The 18,310-nt window shown below is 51.3% G+C and carries 12 protein-coding genes; 5 read left to right on the top strand and 7 right to left on the bottom strand.

What is annotated here, in order from left to right; translation table 11 throughout:
- Window positions 1–13: 13 nt before the first annotated feature.
- A complete protein-coding gene (serC, locus tag ACYAC5_RS06865) occupies window positions 14–1,099 on the bottom strand; it encodes a 3-phosphoserine/phosphohydroxythreonine transaminase (protein ID WP_101760959.1) in 1,086 nt (361 codons plus the stop codon).
- A 310-nt stretch (window positions 1,100–1,409) separates the two neighbouring features.
- Between serC and ycaO the strand changes: the two genes are divergently transcribed.
- The 4 genes from ycaO to pflA all read left to right on the top strand — a co-directional run bounded on the left by ycaO (window position 1,410) and on the right by pflA (window position 7,647).
- Complete coding sequence (gene ycaO / locus ACYAC5_RS06860; RefSeq protein WP_462062649.1) at window positions 1,410–3,173, top strand: 30S ribosomal protein S12 methylthiotransferase accessory factor YcaO; 1,764 nt, start codon at window positions 1,410–1,412, stop codon at window positions 3,171–3,173.
- 356 nt (window positions 3,174–3,529) lie between these two features.
- Window positions 3,530–4,390 carry a formate transporter FocA gene (focA, locus tag ACYAC5_RS06855; protein ID WP_101760961.1) on the top strand — a complete coding sequence of 287 codons (861 nt, stop codon included), beginning with the start codon at window positions 3,530–3,532 and terminating at the stop codon, window positions 4,388–4,390.
- 69 nt (window positions 4,391–4,459) lie between these two features.
- Complete coding sequence (gene pflB / locus ACYAC5_RS06850) at window positions 4,460–6,742, top strand: formate C-acetyltransferase (RefSeq protein ID WP_101760962.1); 2,283 nt, start codon at window positions 4,460–4,462, stop codon at window positions 6,740–6,742.
- A 164-nt stretch (window positions 6,743–6,906) separates the two neighbouring features.
- Window positions 6,907–7,647, top strand: coding sequence for a pyruvate formate lyase 1-activating protein (pflA, locus tag ACYAC5_RS06845; RefSeq protein WP_101760963.1), 741 nt, complete (start codon window positions 6,907–6,909; stop codon window positions 7,645–7,647).
- A gap of 55 nt (window positions 7,648–7,702) precedes the next feature.
- On the opposite strand, the gene ACYAC5_RS06840 is transcribed toward pflA, so the two are convergent.
- From ACYAC5_RS06840 to lrp, 6 genes are all read right to left on the bottom strand, one after another.
- Entirely contained in the window at window positions 7,703–8,854 is a 1,152-nt protein-coding gene (locus tag ACYAC5_RS06840; protein ID WP_110865841.1) for an MFS transporter, read from the bottom strand.
- Between the two features lie 313 nt (window positions 8,855–9,167).
- Window positions 9,168–10,460 (bottom strand): serine--tRNA ligase, encoded by a 1,293-nt coding sequence (gene serS / locus ACYAC5_RS06835; protein WP_101760965.1) that lies wholly within the window; start codon window positions 10,458–10,460, stop codon window positions 9,168–9,170.
- A 99-nt stretch (window positions 10,461–10,559) separates the two neighbouring features.
- Window positions 10,560–11,906, bottom strand: coding sequence for a replication-associated recombination protein A (locus ACYAC5_RS06830; RefSeq protein WP_110865839.1), 1,347 nt, complete (start codon window positions 11,904–11,906; stop codon window positions 10,560–10,562).
- A 7-nt stretch (window positions 11,907–11,913) separates the two neighbouring features.
- Entirely contained in the window at window positions 11,914–12,525 is a 612-nt protein-coding gene (lolA, locus tag ACYAC5_RS06825; RefSeq protein WP_008102417.1) for an outer membrane lipoprotein periplasmic chaperone LolA, read from the bottom strand.
- 175 nt (window positions 12,526–12,700) lie between these two features.
- Window positions 12,701–16,123, bottom strand: coding sequence for a DNA translocase FtsK 4TM domain-containing protein (locus ACYAC5_RS06820; protein ID WP_277974703.1), 3,423 nt, complete (start codon window positions 16,121–16,123; stop codon window positions 12,701–12,703).
- A gap of 119 nt (window positions 16,124–16,242) precedes the next feature.
- On the bottom strand, window positions 16,243–16,737 hold the full coding sequence (lrp, locus tag ACYAC5_RS06815) for a leucine-responsive transcriptional regulator Lrp (protein ID WP_006118610.1): 495 nt from the start codon (window positions 16,735–16,737) through the stop codon (window positions 16,243–16,245).
- Window positions 16,738–17,258: 521 nt separating this feature from the next.
- On the opposite strand from lrp, the gene trxB reads away from it, so the two are divergent.
- Window positions 17,259–18,224, top strand: coding sequence for a thioredoxin-disulfide reductase (gene trxB, locus ACYAC5_RS06810; protein ID WP_061717155.1), 966 nt, complete (start codon window positions 17,259–17,261; stop codon window positions 18,222–18,224).
- The last annotated feature ends 86 nt before the right edge of the window (window positions 18,225–18,310 follow it).

The following is an 18,310-nucleotide window of genomic DNA, read 5'->3' as shown; positions in this document are numbered from 1 at the left end:
CATGAAAAAGCAATTAGCCGTGGCGACGTTCGAAGTCGACCATGAACTCAGTCAGCGTTTTAACCCCTTCCAGCGGCATCGCATTGTAGATCGATGCACGCATACCGCCAACCACGCGATGACCTTTCAACGCGTGCAGCCCAGCCTTGAGAGACTCTTCCAGGAACACTTTGTCCAATGAGGAATCGGCTAACTGGAATGGCACGTTCATACGTGAACGGTTTTCGCTTGCGACATCGTTACGATAAAATGCGCTGTTATCAATCACACCGTAAAGTAAGTCGGCTTTTGCCTGATTCAGCTTGTCCATCTCGGCCACGCCGCCCTTCTCTTTCAGCCATTTGAATACCAGGCCAGAGAGATACCATGCGAAAGTCGGCGGAGTGTTAAACATCGATTCGTTTTCGGCCAGCACCTTATAATCAAGGATAGAAGGCACATAACGTTGTGCTTTGCCTAGCAGATCTTCGCGCACAACCACTAAGGTTAAGCCCGCCGGGCCGATATTTTTTTGCGCGCCAGCGTAGATCACGCCATAGCGACTCACATCGATTGGACGAGACAGAATAGTAGAAGAGAGATCGGCAACTACGACTTTATCGCCAAAATCCGGCTCTTCATCGATAGCAATACCATCAATCGTTTCGTTCGGGCAGAAATGGACATAAGCCGCATCATCATTTAACTGCCATTCACGCATTGGTAATAAAGCACGCTTACCATCACGCGTAGTTTTGATATCAATGGTATTTGGCGAGCAGAATTTCTCAGCTTCTTTAATTGCGCTGTGAGCCCAGTAACCGCCGTCAATATAATCCGCGGTTTTTGCATCACCCAGCAAGTTGCCGGGAATGGCCGCGAACTGCGCACGCGCACCGCCATGGCAGAATAAAACTTTGTAGTTGGCTGGGATCTTCAGCAGATCGCGAAAATCTTGTTCTGCCGCTTCTGCAACAGCAATAAACTCTTTACTGCGGTGACTGATCTCCATCACCGAGGTGCCTAATCCGTGCCAGTTTGTCAGTTCTTGTTCTGCGCGACGGAGCACTTCTACCGGCAGCATAGCCGGGCCAGAGCTAAAATTATAAACCTGAGTCATTTCCCCTCACCACTGTCATATCGAACGGTTATGAATACCCAACCGGTTTTATCATTGCCTCCAGATGGCTGCAATCATTAATCCGGCAGCGATCACATTTCCAGAGCCAGCTTCACCGCAGCTTATGTCATAAATGCATTAAGCCATGGAATTTTGTGAGGTTGTTCCAGAAAGAAAAATCGGCAAGCGGAATGGCGTAACAACCTTAACCAGTCTGAGATAAATTTGGCTGACTGAATAGCGAAGCACGCATAAAACCCGTATTATTGCGCGCTTTACGCCCACCCCATTGACTTAAGAGAGCGCCACCATGACGCAAACGTTTATCCCCGGAAAAGACGCCGCACTGGAAGATTCCATTGCTCGCTTTCAGCAGAAACTGCAAGACCTTGGTTTCAACATTGAAGAAGCTTCCTGGCTGAATCCGGTGCCACACGTCTGGTCAGTACACATTCGCGATCGCGACTGCCCGCTGTGCTTTACAAATGGCAAAGGTGCTAGCAAAAAAGCCGCTCTGGCTTCAGCGCTGGGCGAATATTTTGAGCGCCTCTCTACTAACTATTTCTTCGCCGATTTCTGGTTGGGTGAATCCATCGCTAATGGCGATTTTGTTCACTATCCAAATGAAAAATGGTTCCCGCTCACCGAGGACGACAGCCTGCCAGAAGGCATTTTGGATGCGCGCCTGCGCAAGTTCTATGATCCTGATGAGAGCCTGGGTGCTTCTGAGCTGATTGATCTGCAATCCGGCAATGACGAGCGTGGAATTTGTGGCCTGCCATTTACCCGTCAATCTGACCAGCAAACAGTGTATATCCCGATGAACATCATCGGTAATCTGTACGTTTCGAATGGTATGTCTGCCGGTAACACTGCGAACGAAGCGCGTGTGCAGGGTCTTTCTGAAGTGTTTGAGCGTCATATTAAGAATCGCATCATCGCCGAATCCATCAGCCTGCCAGAAATTCCAGCAGAGGTGATGCAGCGTTATCCTGGCGTAATTGAAGCAATTGAACGTCTGGAAGCAGAAGGTTTCCCAATCTTCTCATACGATGCGTCACTCGGCGGCAAATACCCGGTTATCTGCGTTGTGCTGTTCAATCCAGCAAATGGTACCTGCTTCGCTTCGTTTGGCGCACATCCGGACTTTGGCGTCGCACTTGAGCGAACCGTTACTGAACTGCTGCAGGGCCGTGGTCTGAAAGATCTCGACGTGTTCACACCGCCGACGTTCGATGATGAAGAGGTAGCGGAACACGCTAACCTGGAAACGCATTTCATCGATTCAAGCGGTCTGATTTCATGGGATATGTTTAAAGACGATGCCGATTATCCTTTCGTCGACTGGAGCTTTGCGGGTACCACTCACGAAGAGTTTGATACGCTAATGGCGATCTTCCGTGCGGAAGATAAAGAAGTCTATATCGCTGACTATGAACATCTGAGTGTTTACGCTTGCCGCATTATCGTGCCGGGCATGTCTGATATTTATCCAGCAGAAGATCTGCTGCTGGCAAATAACAGCATGGGCGCACCACTGCGCAAAACCCTGCTGGCGCTGCAAGACAGCCAATGGGAACCCGAAGCCTATCTCGAGCTGATTGTGCAACTGGATGAGGAAGGTCATGATGACTTTACTCGCGTGCGCGAGCTGCTGGGTCTGGCATCAGGCAAAGACAATGGCTGGTACACGCTACGTATTGGCGAGCTGAAAGCCATGCTGGCGCTGGCCGGCGGCGACCTGGATCAGGCTCTGATCTGGACTGAATGGACGATGGAGTTTAATCAGTCCATCTTTAGTGAAGAGCGCGCAAACTACTACCGCTGTCTGCAAACCTTGCTGCTGCTGGCAATGGAAGAGGAACGCGATCCGCTACAATATCATCGCGCCTTTATTCGTATGTACGGCCAGGCTGCTGTTGAGGCTGCTTCAGCGGCAATCAGTGGCGAAGCGCCCTTCTATGGATTGCAAGCGGTCGATTTGGATTTGAAAGCTTTCCCTGCGCATCAATCATTACTCGCTGCCTATGAAAAGCTGCAGACAGCTAAACGTCGTTATTGGTCACAAAAATAGTCTTAACGCTTAAATTTCCATTTATTGAAATTAGGGTATTGGTCAATGGCACTGAAAACAATCAGTGCCATTTTTTTATATTGATCATACAAAGAGATTTAAGTGCATTATTAAATAACAATTCAGCTTTAATCGTTAATGATATTTAACAAAATCTAGTCTTGCCACAGCCACCTTCAACTTATTTTGCATAAATTAAAAATTATTTATTACAATAAATTCAATAATTTAAGCAGCACTCAGCCGCATTTACGCTTCGCTTATCAACGACCTTCCGGTCAAATATGATCCACATCAATTTCTGACCTATACTCCTTTGTTAATATCTTTACAGGCAATTTTTGGAGAGCGTTAGTGTGAAAGCTGACAACCCTTTTAATTCATTATTACCGGCGGCAATGGCGAAAGTTGCAGAAGAAGCCGGCATATATAAAGCTACTAAACGTCCTTTAACCACCTTCTTCCTTGCCATCACTGCTGGCGTATTTATCTCAATCGCATTTGTCTTCTATATCACTGCGACCACCGGAAGTGGAGCAATGCCCTACGGCATAGCAAAACTGATCGGCGGTATCTGTTTCTCGCTCGGTTTAATGTTAGTCGTGGTGTGCGGTGCTGACCTGTTCACCTCAACTGTTTTGATCGTGGTAGCAAAAGCCAGCGGCCGTATCACTTGGCTGCAACTCGGTCGACACTGGTTGACGGTCTATATCGGTAACCTGTTTGGTGCGCTGTTCTTTGTCGCGCTGATCTGGTTAGCCGGTGAACACATGGTGGCGAATGGTGCCTGGGGTTTGAATGTCCTGCAAACCGCTGACCATAAAATGCATCACACCTTTATTGAAGCAGTGAGTCTCGGCACGCTCGCCAACCTGATGGTTTGCCTGGCGGTATGGATGAGTTATTCCGGCCGCAGTCTGATGGACAAAATGTTTGCGATGATCCTACCGGTGGCGATGTTTGTTGCCTGCGGTTTTGAACATAGTATTGCCAACATGTTCCTTATCCCGATGGCCATCGTTATCCGTGATTTTTCCAGCCCGGAATTCTGGCAAATGGCTGGTGCAAGCGCAGCACAGTTCCCATCACTAAGCGTTAGTGACTTTATTGTTAACAACCTGATTCCCGTGACCATCGGCAACATTATTGGCGGCGGATTATTAGTCGGTTTGACCTACTGGGTAATCTATCTGCGTGGCGATGAGCCGGTGCATTAATGAATTGGTACGGGCGTGCTGAGTCAGCGCGCCATACGTCAAAGTCTCCCTAAATAAGGCAGGTATATCATGTCCGAACTGAATGAAAAAATGGCGTCAGCCTGGGAAGGATTTAGCGCCGGCGAATGGCAGAACAGCGTCAACGTCCGTGACTTTATCCAGAAAAACTACACACCGTATGAAGGCGACGAATCCTTCCTCGCTGGCGCGACGCCGGCCACAACTAAGCTGTGGGACAGCGTACTTGAAGGCATCAAAATCGAGAACCGCACCCACGCGCCGGTAGATTTTGACACCGATCTGGCTTCAACCATCACCTCTCACGATGCCGGCTACATCAGCAAATCGCTGGAAAAAATCGTTGGTCTGCAAACTGAAGCACCTTTGAAACGTGCCATCATCCCGTTTGGCGGCATCAAAATGGTTGAGGGTTCTTGCAAGGTTTATGGCCGCGAACTTGATCCCGCGCTGAAAAAAGTCTTCACTGATTACCGCAAAACCCATAACCAGGGCGTGTTCGATGTTTACACCCCTGACATCATGCGCTGCCGTAAATCAGGCGTGTTGACGGGTTTACCGGATGCCTATGGCCGCGGTCGTATCATCGGTGACTATCGCCGCGTTGCGCTGTACGGCATCGATTTTCTGATGAAAGACAAAGTTGCGCAGTTCAATTCTCTGCAGAGCGATATGGAGAATGGCGTTGACCTCGAAGCCACCATTCGCCTGCGTGAAGAGATCTCTGAACAGCACCGCGCACTGGGTCAGATCAAAGAGATGGCTGCGAAGTATGGTTCAGATATCTCGCTGCCCGCTACCAATGCTCAAGAAGCCGTTCAGTGGACTTACTATGGCTATCTCGCGGCGGTGAAATCTCAGAACGGTGCGGCAATGTCCTTTGGTCGCGTATCCACCTTCCTTGATGTGTATATCGAGCGCGATATTCAGGCCGGAAAACTGACTGAAGAAGAAGCACAGGAACTGATTGACCATCTGGTGATGAAACTGCGTATGGTGCGCTTCCTGCGTACGCCTGAATACGATGAGCTGTTCTCCGGTGACCCAATCTGGGCAACAGAATCACTGGCGGGTATGGGCGTCGATGGTCGTACTCTGGTGACTAAAAGCACCTTCCGTTTCCTGAATACGCTTTACACCATGGGGCCATCTCCGGAGCCAAATATGACCATCCTGTGGTCAGAAAAACTGCCGGTTAACTTTAAGAAATACGCCGCAAAAGTGTCTATCGATACATCCTCATTGCAGTATGAGAATGATGACCTGATGCGTCCTGACTTCGACAACGATGACTATGCTATCGCCTGCTGCGTTAGCCCAATGATTGTCGGTAAGCAGATGCAGTTCTTCGGTGCGCGTGCCAACCTGGCAAAAACCCTGCTGTACGCAATCAACGGTGGCGTTGATGAAAAACTGAAAATGCAGGTGGGTCCGAAAGAAGCACCAATCACTGACGAGATTCTTGATTACGACATCGTGATGGAGCGCCTGGATCACTTCATGGATTGGCTGGCTAAGCAGTACGTCACCTCCCTGAATATCATTCACTACATGCACGATAAGTACAGCTACGAAGCTTCACTGATGGCGCTGCACGATCGTGACGTTTATCGCACCATGGCCTGTGGTATCGCGGGTCTGTCTGTTGCGGCTGACTCACTTTCTGCCATCAAATACGCCAAAGTGAAAACCATCCGTGATGAAGATGGTCTCGCAGTAGACTTTGAAATTGAAGGCGAATATCCGCAGTTTGGTAACAACGACTCTCGCGTTGATGACATGGCGTGCGATTTGGTTGAACGTTTCATGAAGAAAATTCAGAAACTGCAAACCTACCGTAACGCGGTGCCAACGCAGTCAGTGCTGACCATCACTTCTAACGTGGTTTACGGTAAGAAAACCGGTAATACGCCAGACGGACGTCGTGCGGGTGCGCCATTCGGTCCGGGTGCTAACCCAATGCACGGCCGTGATCAGAAAGGTGCGGTGGCTTCACTGACCTCCGTCGCGAAACTGCCCTTTGCTTACGCGAAAGACGGCATCTCTTATACTTTCTCCATCGTGCCAAATGCGCTGGGTAAAGATGATAACGTGCGTAAAACCAATCTTGCTGGCCTGATGGATGGATATTTCCACCATGAAGCCAATATTGAGGGCGGTCAGCATCTGAACGTTAACGTGATGAACCGTGAGATGTTGCTGGATGCGATGGAACATCCTGAGAAGTATCCGCAGCTGACCATTCGCGTATCCGGTTATGCTGTGCGCTTCAACTCGCTCACCAAAGAGCAGCAGAAAGATGTAATTACCCGTACGTTCACTCAGTCGCTGTAATCGTAGTTCACTGAGATTGAAAGGCTCCTGCGGGAGCCTTTTCTCCACAAGTCCGTTTTGCCAGTTTGCTGGTGCTGGCGACCTGGCAAAATCGACTTTCACTTTTAGAGCACAACATAGATTGTGTTGCCTGATATTCAGGCTCACCTGGAGAACTCATCGCAATGTCAACCATCGGTCGTATCCACTCCTTTGAATCCTGCGGCACCGTTGACGGCCCAGGCATCCGCTTCATTACCTTTTTTCAGGGCTGCCTCATGCGCTGCTTGTATTGCCATAACCGCGATACGTGGGACACGCATGGCGGTAAAGAAGTTACCGTTGAAGAGTTGATGAAGGATGCGCTCTCATATCGTCACTTCATGAATGCATCTGGCGGCGGCGTGACGGCGTCGGGTGGCGAAGCGATCTTACAAGCGGAGTTCGTGCGTGACTGGTTCCGCGCTTGCCAGGCAGAAGGCATTCATACCTGTCTCGACACCAACGGCTTTGTTCGTCGCTACGATCCGGTGATCGATGAATTGCTTGATGCCACTGATTTGGTAATGCTCGATTTGAAACAGATTAACGATGATGTGCATCAGATTCTGGTGGGCGTTTCCAATCATCGTACGCTGGACTTTGCGCGCTATCTGCAGAAGAGAGGCAAACGCACCTGGATCCGCTTTGTAGTGGTGCCTGGCTACTCCGATGATGATGACTCCGTTCATCGCTTGGGTGAGTTCACCAAAGATATGGATAACATAGAGAAGATCGAATTGCTGCCTTACCACGAGTTAGGCAAACACAAATGGATCGCCATGGGCGAAGAGTACAAGCTGGATGGTGTTAAGCCGCCGAGCAAGGAAACCATGGAGCGAGTGAAGAATATCCTCGCCAGCTATGGCCATGAAGTGATGTATTAACCGCAAACAAAAGGGGAGCCGCCGGCTCCCCTTTTTACTATTTCATGGGAATGCGTTAAGCATGTGCGACCGGCGTAGCCTGATGATCGGCTTTGCGCAGTAACATCACCAGATAAACCAGTGCAACTGCAGCAATCATCACAAACAGCAGGCGGTCAGAGTAATTCTGCATCAGCATTGACGTCATTCCCGGCCCCACCAAACTGCCCACGGTATAGCTAAACAGTAACGCCTGATTCATTGCCACTAACTCATGATGCGCGACGGTTTCGCACGCCCAGGACATCGCCACCGGATAAAGTGTAAAACCCGCAAGACCCAGCACAAACAGCGCTGGTGCCATCGCAGTATCACCTAACATAGCAATCGCACCCAGGATAACCACAAACACTTGCACACGCAGTACCATCAGGCGACCAAAGCGATCGGCTAAACGTCCTACCGGCCACTGACCGACAATGCCGGAGCTGACCAGTAACGCCATCCAGTATCCGACGTTTGCATCACTCATGCCCTGATGTGACAGATACAATGGCATCAAGCCATAAAGTGAGCCGAGAACGATACCGGAAATAATGCAGCCATTGATGCCAAGACGAGAACTACGACGACGCAACATAACCCAAAGGCGCCCCGTTGAAGCTTCTTCTGTCGCAGCGCTGGAATTGACATGCACAAATACTACCGGCAATACCGCACAGATAATCAGTGCAGTCACCCATGGAATCACGTGGAGCAGCTCGGTTGACACGCGGCTCACCAGCAACTGGCCTGCAACAGTGCCGAGGTAATAGATGATCATATAAGCCGCCAGCAACTGACCGCGATTACGCACGGTACCGCTGCATAACAAGGCACTCTCAACCACCACCCAAATCAGTGCACAACCGACACCTGCGGTAAAGCGCAGTAATGTCCAGCTATAGAAACCATCCAGTATCACCATGCCCATGGTCGCTACGGCAAAAAGCACGCTGGCGAGGTAAAAACAGCGATTAAAACCATAACGAGTAATCAACCAGCCCGCGAGCAAGGTGCCCAGCAAGTTTCCGGTGTAATACGATGAGCTAGCCATTCCCACTTGCCAGGTTGGCAATTGATCATGGGTAAGCCAGAGCGGTACCAGCGTATTAAGCACAGCGATAGACACCGTCATAAGCATTAAGCCGCAAAGCAGCAAAACGACGGGGCGCGACCAGGTTGACATAGGGAATAAAACCAAAAGAAATGACGATAATTGCGCGCAGTTTGCCATCGGCTATCGTAAAGTCAATGTGCAAAAATTCGTCGCCGCACGATTTGCTGCGGAACAATTTATTTTTTTTATCTTCAGAGGGTTAGAAGCATGATGAGGGGTACAAGTCTGGCATCTATCTATTTGAATTTACGATTTTTAATGGTTAATAGTCATTTCTTGTCGATAACGTTTATTTCTTATTAATTCCGACTAAAAAATAATTATTTTGCCGCTTAAGAAACAAAAAACCCGGCATTGCCGGGCTTATATAATTGCGCGTTGATTAGCCAACGAATTCCAGTCCGCCCATATAAGGACGCAGTACTTCTGGCACTTCAATGCGGCCATCTGCTTGCTGATAGTTTTCAAGCACAGCCACCAGAGTACGACCCACTGCCAGACCAGAACCGTTCAGCGTGTGCACCAAACGCGGTTTCTTGTCGGTTTTGCTACGGCAGCGCGCCTGCATACGACGAGCCTGGAAATCACCCATGTTGGAGCAAGAGGAGATTTCACGATAGGTATCCTGTGCTGGCAGCCAAACTTCCAGGTCGTAGGTCTTGGAAGAGCCAAAGCCCATATCGCCGGTACAAAGCAGCACTTTACGGTATGGCAGATTGAGCAACTGAAGCACTTTCTCTGCATGGCCCACCAACTCTTCCAGTGCATCCATGGAGGTTTCAGGCGCCACAATCTGCACCATTTCCACTTTATCGAACTGGTGCATACGGATTAAACCACGCGTATCGCGCCCGTACGAACCGGCTTCAGAACGGAAGCATGGCGTATGCGCAGCAAGTTTGAGCGGCAGAGATTCTTCTTCAACGATCTCATCACGCACCAGATTGGTCAGCGGCACTTCAGCGGTAGGGATCAGCGCATAGTTGCTGCTACCCGCTTCTTCGCCCAGCGGCTTGGTATGGAACAAATCTTCACCAAACTTCGGCAGCTGTCCGGTGCCATACAACGTTTCCTGATTCACCAGATAAGGAACATAGGTTTCAAGATAACCGTGCTGCTGCGTGTGCAGGTCAAGCATAAACTGGCTAAGCGCACGGTGCAGACGCGCAATCTGGCCCTGCATCACAATGAAACGTGAACCCGTCAATTTCACCGCGGCGGCAAAGTCCAGACCTTTGGCGGCTTCACCCAGCTCAACATGATCTTTCACCGGGAAATCGAACTGGCGCGGCTGGCCCCAGCGGCTGACTTCCTGGTTCTCGCTGTCATCTTTACCCAACGGGACTTCGTCAACCGGGAGGTTTGGCAATGCGAGGGCAAAGTCACGAATTTCGTTCTGCAGGGCATCCAGTTCTGCTTTAGCCGCATCCAGGCGTTCGCCCAGCGCGTTCACTTCCTGACGCAGCGGCTCGATGTCTTCCCCACGTGCTTTGGCCTGACCGATGGATTTGGATCGGGAATTACGCTCAGCCTGCAGATTTTCAGTTTCTACCTGCAAGACTTTACGACGCTCTTCAAGCGAACGTAAGGTTTCCACATCCAGTTTAAATCCTCGGCGTGCCAGTTTTTCTGCGACTGCGTCTGGCTCGTTACGCAGCAGGTTGGGATCGAGCATGCTAATCCTGTGTAATAAAAGGTTGATTGAACGAATGGCGGGACTTGCATCCCTATGGAATGCAATGAAATCCTTGCTCACCTTACCGTAAGGTGTTTATCAGCGGTAGCGTTTTATCGGGCTATTTTGATCCTGCTCAGCCAGCCAGGCGAGTTTTTCGCCAATTTTCCCTTCGAGCCCGCGATTAGTCGGTTGATAGTAGCGCGTCTGCGCCATTTCAGGCGGGAAATAGACTTCGCCAGCGGCATAGGCGTTAGTCTCGTCGTGCGCATAACGATACTCTTTGCCCAGCCCCATCTCTTTCATCAATTTGGTTGGGGCGTTGCGTAAATGTTCCGGCACATCGTAGTCAGGAAATTCGCGCGCATCGCGCATCGCGGCTTTGAAAGCGGTGTAAACGGCATTACTTTTGGGTGCACTAGCAAGGTAAACAATCGCCTGCGCAATCGCCCTTTCGCCTTCGGCTGGACCGACGCGCGTAAAGCAATCCCAGGCCGCTAGCGCAACCTGCATGCCGCGCGGATCGGCGTTACCCACATCTTCCGAGGCGATAGCCAGCAAACGGCGTGCGACATACAGCGGATCGCCGCCGGCGGTGATGATTCTTGCATACCAGTAAAGTGCCGCATCAGGTGCTGAACCGCGAACAGACTTGTGCAGAGCGGAGATCAGATCGTAGAAACGATCGCCTTTGTTATCAAAACGCGCCGCTCTTTCACCGGAAACTTCGTTGAGTAATTGTGGCGTTAATTCACGCTGGCCTTCGGCATTGCTTTCAGCCATATCCGCCATCATTTCCAGCGTATTCAATGCCCGACGCGCATCACCGTTAACCAGTTCCGCTATCATACGGCGCGTATTATCCGGCAGCACAATATCGCTTTTGCCATAACCGCGTTCGTCATCCTGCATCGCCTGCAGCAGAACCTGTTCAATATCAGCAGTGGTAAGAGACTTGAGTAAATATACGCGGGCACGGGATAGCAGCGCGGAATTGAGTTCAAACGAGGGATTTTCAGTGGTGGCACCAATAAACGTAATGGTGCCATCTTCAATATGCGGCAGGAAAGCATCCTGCTGACTTTTGTTAAAGCGATGGACTTCGTCGACAAACAGGATGGTGCGTCGACCCACCTGACGATTTTGTCGGGCACGCTCGATCGCTTCACGAATCTCTTTCACGCCAGAAGTGACAGCAGAAATGCGCTCAACATCAGCTTTACCGTAATGGGCGATAATCTCGGCTAATGTCGTTTTACCTGTCCCAGGCGGTCCCCACAAAATCATCGAATGCAGATGCCCGGCCTCAATGGCGCGCGGCAGCGGTTTACCGGGCGCCAGCAAATGCTGTTGCCCAATGTAGTGTTGCAGCGTCGCCGGCCGCATACGCGCGGCCAGCGGCTGAAACTCATTCGATGGAGCGAAATCCAGAGACAGGTTACTCACCGTGACCTCACTGACGTTGATCGTCCACCGTTACCCCTTTTGGCGGCGTAAAGGTGAATTTGTCTGGGCTAATAGCGCCGTTGTTTTGGCTCTTCAGCTGATAATCGCTGTGCTGACCATCTTGCTCAATCGCGCTGAACTTATTGATGGTGCCAGACGATGTCACATTGATGGTGAACTGCTTGAGGTTGCCATCACTGCTCTTTGGCGTTAGCTCGAAGTTATCGCCCTGCTGCTTGATGTTGTACTGTTTCCAGTCGCTTGGCTGATTACGCGCAATCAGCATAAACGGCGTATTACTGGCTGCATTTTGCAACAGGCTAACGCTGGCTTGTTCAACGAAGGGATTGTAGAACCACAGATTTTTGCCATCAGAAATAATTACGCTTTCATCCGGCGCGGTCATGTGCCAGTTAAACAAGCTTGGGCGCTTCACCCACAGCTCGCCTTCACCATCCTGCACGTTGGCACCGCTGCCATCGGTCACTTTCTGACTGAAGCTGGCATGGAAGCTGTTCACTTTATTAAGACGCTGTTGCAGATCGCTGGACGCATCCGCCAATACTGATGCGGAAACAAAACTGGCCAACAGGCCACAGGCAATAACGCGTAATTTCATCTGATTCGATTCCTTATTCATTGTTTCCCGACACTTACAGCATTAAACGTAGTTGCCATCCTATCTCTTCGACAGGAGAAAAAGCCGAAAGCTCCCGAAGATATGGGGATCGACCAACAGATAAACAATGGGCCAGTGTTAACTGGCCCATAAGCAGACAACTGCACGCGATAAATTACATCTCGTGTGGCGGCGGCGAAAGCACTTCGCGGTTGCCGTTATGTCCCGGTTCAGAAACGATGCCCTGCGCTTCCATCTGCTCGATGATACGTGCGGCACGGTTATATCCGATACGGAACTGGCGTTGAACCCCAGAAATGGAGGCACGACGTTTTTCCACTACGAAAGAGACCGCCTGATCAAACAGCGGATCCAGCTCTTCATCGCCCATCATTCCGCCAGCTGCGCTCTCACTCTCTTCACCAGCAGTAATGCTTTCGATGTATTGCGGACGACCGCGTGCTTTCCAGTCCTGAACCACCGCATGCACTTCCTGATCGCGCACGAATGCACCATGCACACGTACAGGCATTGAGGAGTTTGGCGGCATGTACAGCATGTCACCCATCCCCAGCAGCGATTCTGCACCGCCCTGATCGAGGATGGTACGAGAGTCGATCTTGCTGGAAACGGTGAAGGCGATACGCGTCGGGATGTTGGCTTTGATCAGGCCGGTAATCACATCAACCGACGGACGCTGTGTCGCCAGCACCAAGTGAATACCCGCCGCTCGCGCTTTCTGTGCCAGACGAGCAATCAACTCTTCGACTTTCTTACCGACCGCCATCATCAGATCGGCAAATTCATCGACCAGCACCACGATATAAGGCAGTTTTTCCAGCACCGGCGGTGTGGTGTCCATGCTATCGCCCGGTTTCCAGAACGGATCCGGAATCGGTCGACCCATCGCGGCAGCCTGCTCAATCTTCTCGTTATAGCCGGCCAGATTACGCACGCCCAGCGCAGACATCAGTTTATAGCGACGCTCCATTTCACCAACACTCCAGCGCAGCGCATTGGCCGCATCTTTCATGTCTGTAACCACTTCGGTCAGCAAGTGAGGGATGCCTTCGTAGACTGACAGCTCGAGCATTTTCGGGTCGATCATGATAAAGCGCACTTCTTCCGGCGTGGCTTTATACAGCATGCTAATGATCATGGTGTTAACGCCCACTGATTTACCGGAACCGGTGGTACCGGCAACCAGCAAGTGCGGCATTTTCGCCAAATCAGCCACCACCGGCTGGCCAGCAATGTCTTTACCCAACACCACTGCAAGCGGTGACGGGTTTTCACGAAATTTAGGGCAATCCAGTACTTCGCGCAGATAAACGGTTTGACGATGTTTATTTGGCAGTTCAAGCCCGACGTAAGGCTTGCCTGGAATCACTTCCACCACGCGCACGGCAACCGCAGACAGAGAACGCGCCAGGTCACGCGACAAGTTAGAAATACGGGAAGCTTTAACGCCTGGCGCTAAATCGAGCTCGAAGCGGGTAATGACCGGACCAGGTGAAATACCTACAACCTCCGCCTTCACTCGATAATCAGCCAGGCGTGCTTCAACCAGCCGCGCGGTTTGCTCCAGCGCAAACATATCCACCGGCTCTTCTTCTGCCGGTGGTGACGTGAGCAGATCCAGCGTGGGCAGCGGCGTAGAAGGTTTTTCCAGCGGCTGTTCATGGCGAACCAGGAACGGATGGAACAAGCTGTCCTGCACCGGCGCAGCAGGTTTCACTGGTGCAGGCGGCGCAGAATAAGCTTCCTGTTCCGGCGACGACCATGGGCTGGATTCAGCACTCAACGACGGCATTGCCGCTGGCTCCGGCGCAGCAGGTTGTTGCCACGGCGCGGGCTCTTCCGGCTCTGGCGATGCAGAAATAGTGAACAGTGGCTCGCTCGGGCTATCGTCGACCAAATCTTTCATTGGTGAAAAATCAAAAGCAGACGACGTATCCAGATTAAATACCGGTGCTTCCTTCACTTCAGGTTCGGTATAGCGTTGCTGCTGCTGATCGGCGAACTGGCGTGCAAGTTGAGCCTGCTGCAATGCATCCTCATCATCAGGCTCAGACGCTTCCTGCCAGCTTTCACCGTAACGATTCTGCTGCTGCGACGCGAAGGCTTCACGCAACTGCGCCTCTTGCAGCTCAACATCCTGTTCCTGTGGAGGAACGCTGTAAGACGCAGTGACTTCTGGCTGTTGCTGCTCAGCATCTTTAGCCTGCTCTTCCGCCATACGCTGCGAAGGCAACTTAATGCCGTACGAAGCTAACTCACGTCGTGTTGGCAACTTAACTTTGTTTGGACGCGGCAACTCTGGACCAATGCCCTGCTTCACCTGCGGGTTATAATCACGCTCGGGTACGATATCGAAGGCAGGTGAATAAGCAGCAGGTGATGTCGCTGCTTTGACTGCTCCAGCGGCAAGTGAAGCGGCGGCGAGACTGTTTAAAGGTGCAGAAGATGAAGCGGCATCCTGCCAGTTGCCCATGCTCGGGCCCTCATCATCATCAGCCGGCGAAAACGGTGAAGGTGCTGCTTCACCTGGCATCTCGAAACGATAGAGCGGAGCAGAAGGCTGCGCGATTGGTTGTTGCGCTGCAGCAACAGGCTGAGGAGCCGGAGTCGACTGAGCCGTGGCTTCGGCAACGCGTGGCATTGCGTCGGGTTCGGCAGATGCGGCTGGAGCAGGCTGCATAGCAGCTGGAGTTTGCTGTGCAGCTGGAGTTTGCTGTGCAGCTGGAGTTTGCTGTGCAGCTTGCGTAGTAACCGCAATTGCAGCGGCAGTTGCCGCACTCGCCTTCGCCAGCAGCGGATCGTCGCCCAACTCCGCAGCAACCGGTTCGCTCACCTTGCGCGGTTTAGCTAACAAGACATCATCGTCGTCATTAACGGACTGTGCAGCATGCATCGGAGGCGACACCTCATCAGCAAGCTCTTCGTCGTCGTATTCTTCTTCCTGCCAGGGTTCGTCATGTCGTGAACGGTTGCTGGCAAAGGTCAGAACACCCATCACCACGCCGCCGATCTTCTCGGCAATCGTCAGCCATGACCATCCGGTGTAAAGCGTGATGCCGGCAGCCCAGACGCACAGCAGCGTCAAGGTGCCGCCAGCCGAACTGAACCACGGCGCCATCGCATTGCTGACCAGGCTGCCGATTACGCCGCCGGAAGCAAAATACCAGATGTCATCTACGTTGAGCGCCGCCAGACCACAGGTCGTTACCACCAAGGCCAGCACGCCAATCAGGCGTAAACCAACGGCAAAGTAGTCGATGTAATCCTGACGATCGCGTTGGCGGAAGGTGATCCAACACAGACCAATAATGACGGGAGGAATGGCGTAGGCCATCACGCCAAAGATGAACAATAGCGTATCGGCCAGCCATGCGCCGACGCTACCACCCAGATTATGGATAGGTTCGTGCCATGCGGTTTGTGACCAGCTTGGATCTGACGGGTTAAAACTAACCAGCGACACCATCAAATAGATGGCGAACAAGGCCACAAGAATGAGCAACGCTTCCAGCAGACGACGTCCACTGCTCAGCGGTTGTAACGAAACATCTTTATCTTCTGTATATTCCTGGCTCAAGAGAACTCTCCAGGTGCCTGTAAATTAAGAAGGCAACAACGTCGGGCATGCCCGACGCTGGTCCTGTATGAATTCACAGGAGTGTACCGAAATCCTGCAAGCTTTGCACCTGCCCTGCACTACCGGGTTTTGATCACCAGACGATTGCTCTGTTTGACCTCTTCCATCACCACGTAAGTTCGGGTGTCGTTTACGCCCGGCAGACGCAGCAAGGTCTCACCCAGCAATTTACGATAAGCGGACATATCCGGTACGCGGGTTTTCAGCAGGTAGTCAAAATCACCGGAAACGAGGTGACATTCTTGAGTTTCCTCAAGTTTTTGAACGGCGGCGTTAAATTGTTCAAACACATCTGGCGCACCACGATTCAGAGTAATCTCAACGAAAACCAGCAGTGAAGCATCCAGATAATGCGGGTTGAGCTGCGCGGTGTAGCCCAGAATGAAGCCTTGACGCTCGAGGCGGCGCACGCGCTCAAGACATGGAGTTGGCGATAATCCAACACGTTTGGAAAGCTCGACATTAGAAATTCGACCGTCTTTCTGCAGTTCATTCAGAATATTTCTGTCGATACGATCTAAATCTTTTCCGGGGCGTTTCTTATTGTCTACCATTATTATTGTCTCTCTTAATTCCTTCCCTTTACCTGCCACACCCTGAAAACGCTCATTGTTCAGGGCCTTACTGAAGTGAAGACCATAAGCCTGTGCAGTAACGCGTCCATCCGTATGACGCATGTTGTCTGTCCACATCATGCGTCACTACCAATGTCAGGCTGAGTTTATTCGGCTAAAAAGCCCAAAACAGAAATGAAATTCTGTTTTGAATCGCTAAATATTCTCTGCTTCTCCCAATGTTTTCGCAAAAGCGCAGGCGATTGTCAAAGTAAAACATCCAAATTCAGTACAAGATGCCAGATAGAGTTCTGGGTTGCTGTTTTTAAATGAGAATTTTTATGCTGCTGCACCACTAATTGCCGAGCATTGCCCCCTTTTGGCGCAACGCGCGTGCAAAACTTGCACTCATCGTCTACGCCGCTCGCAGTGATTGTTAACAAAATTGCTGGAGCCTTTTTTTGCGGCGTTAATTTCCCTACAATCAAAAACTATGTTGTCAGAAAAAAATTGAGGAACGCATGAGTACGGCCAAACACAGTAAGCTGCTCATTCTGGGCTCCGGCCCTGCCGGTTATACTGCTGCGGTATATGCAGCGCGCGCTAACCTGAATCCGGTGTTAATTACCGGACTGGAGAAAGGAGGTCAGCTCACCACCACCACCGAAGTGGAGAACTGGCCAGGCGATGCAAACGATCTGACCGGTCCAGCGTTGATGGAGCGCATGCAGGAGCATGCCGAGAAATTCAACACCGAGATCATTTTTGACCACATTCATACCGTCGATTTGCAGAACCGTCCGTTCCGTCTGGTCGGCGACAGCGGTGAATACACTGCTGATGCGTTGATCATCGCCACTGGCGCATCGGCACGTTATCTCGGATTGCCATCAGAAGAAGCGTTCAAAGGCAAAGGCGTCTCTGCTTGTGCGACCTGCGACGGCTTCTTCTACCGCAATCAGAAAGTTGCCGTCATTGGTGGCGGTAACACTGCCGTTGAAGAAGCGCTTTATCTGGCTAACATTGCTGCAGAAGTGCATCTGATTCACCGTCGCGACAGTTTCCGCGCTGAGAAAATCCTTATTGACCGTCTGATGGAAAAAGTGCGCAATGGCAACATCGTGCTGCACACCGACCGCACGCTGGATGAAGTGGTTGGCGATCAAATGGGCGTGACGGGCTTGAAACTGCTGTCTACCAAAGGTGAAGCGGCTGAATCACTGGACGTCGCTGGTTTGTTTGTCGCCATCGGCCACAGTCCAAATACCGCAATTTTTGATGGTCAGCTGGATTTGGAAAATGGCTACATCAAAGTGCAGTCTGGTCTGCACGGCAACGCCACGCAAACCAGCATCCCAGGCGTGTTCGCTGCCGGCGATGTGATGGATCATATTTATCGCCAGGCAATTACCTCTGCCGGTACCGGCTGTATGGCGGCGTTGGATGCGGAACGCTTCCTCGATGGACTGGTTAAAAACGATAAGTAAGTTGTTAATAACCTGATCATAATCGCTAAAAGGCGGCCAGTTTTGGTCGCCTTTTTTGTTACCTGCGTGCTACAGTTCACGCGCCC

This window comes from Pantoea sp. y20 (genome assembly GCF_054903455.1).
This window is presented reverse-complemented; position numbering and strand designations above follow the sequence as displayed.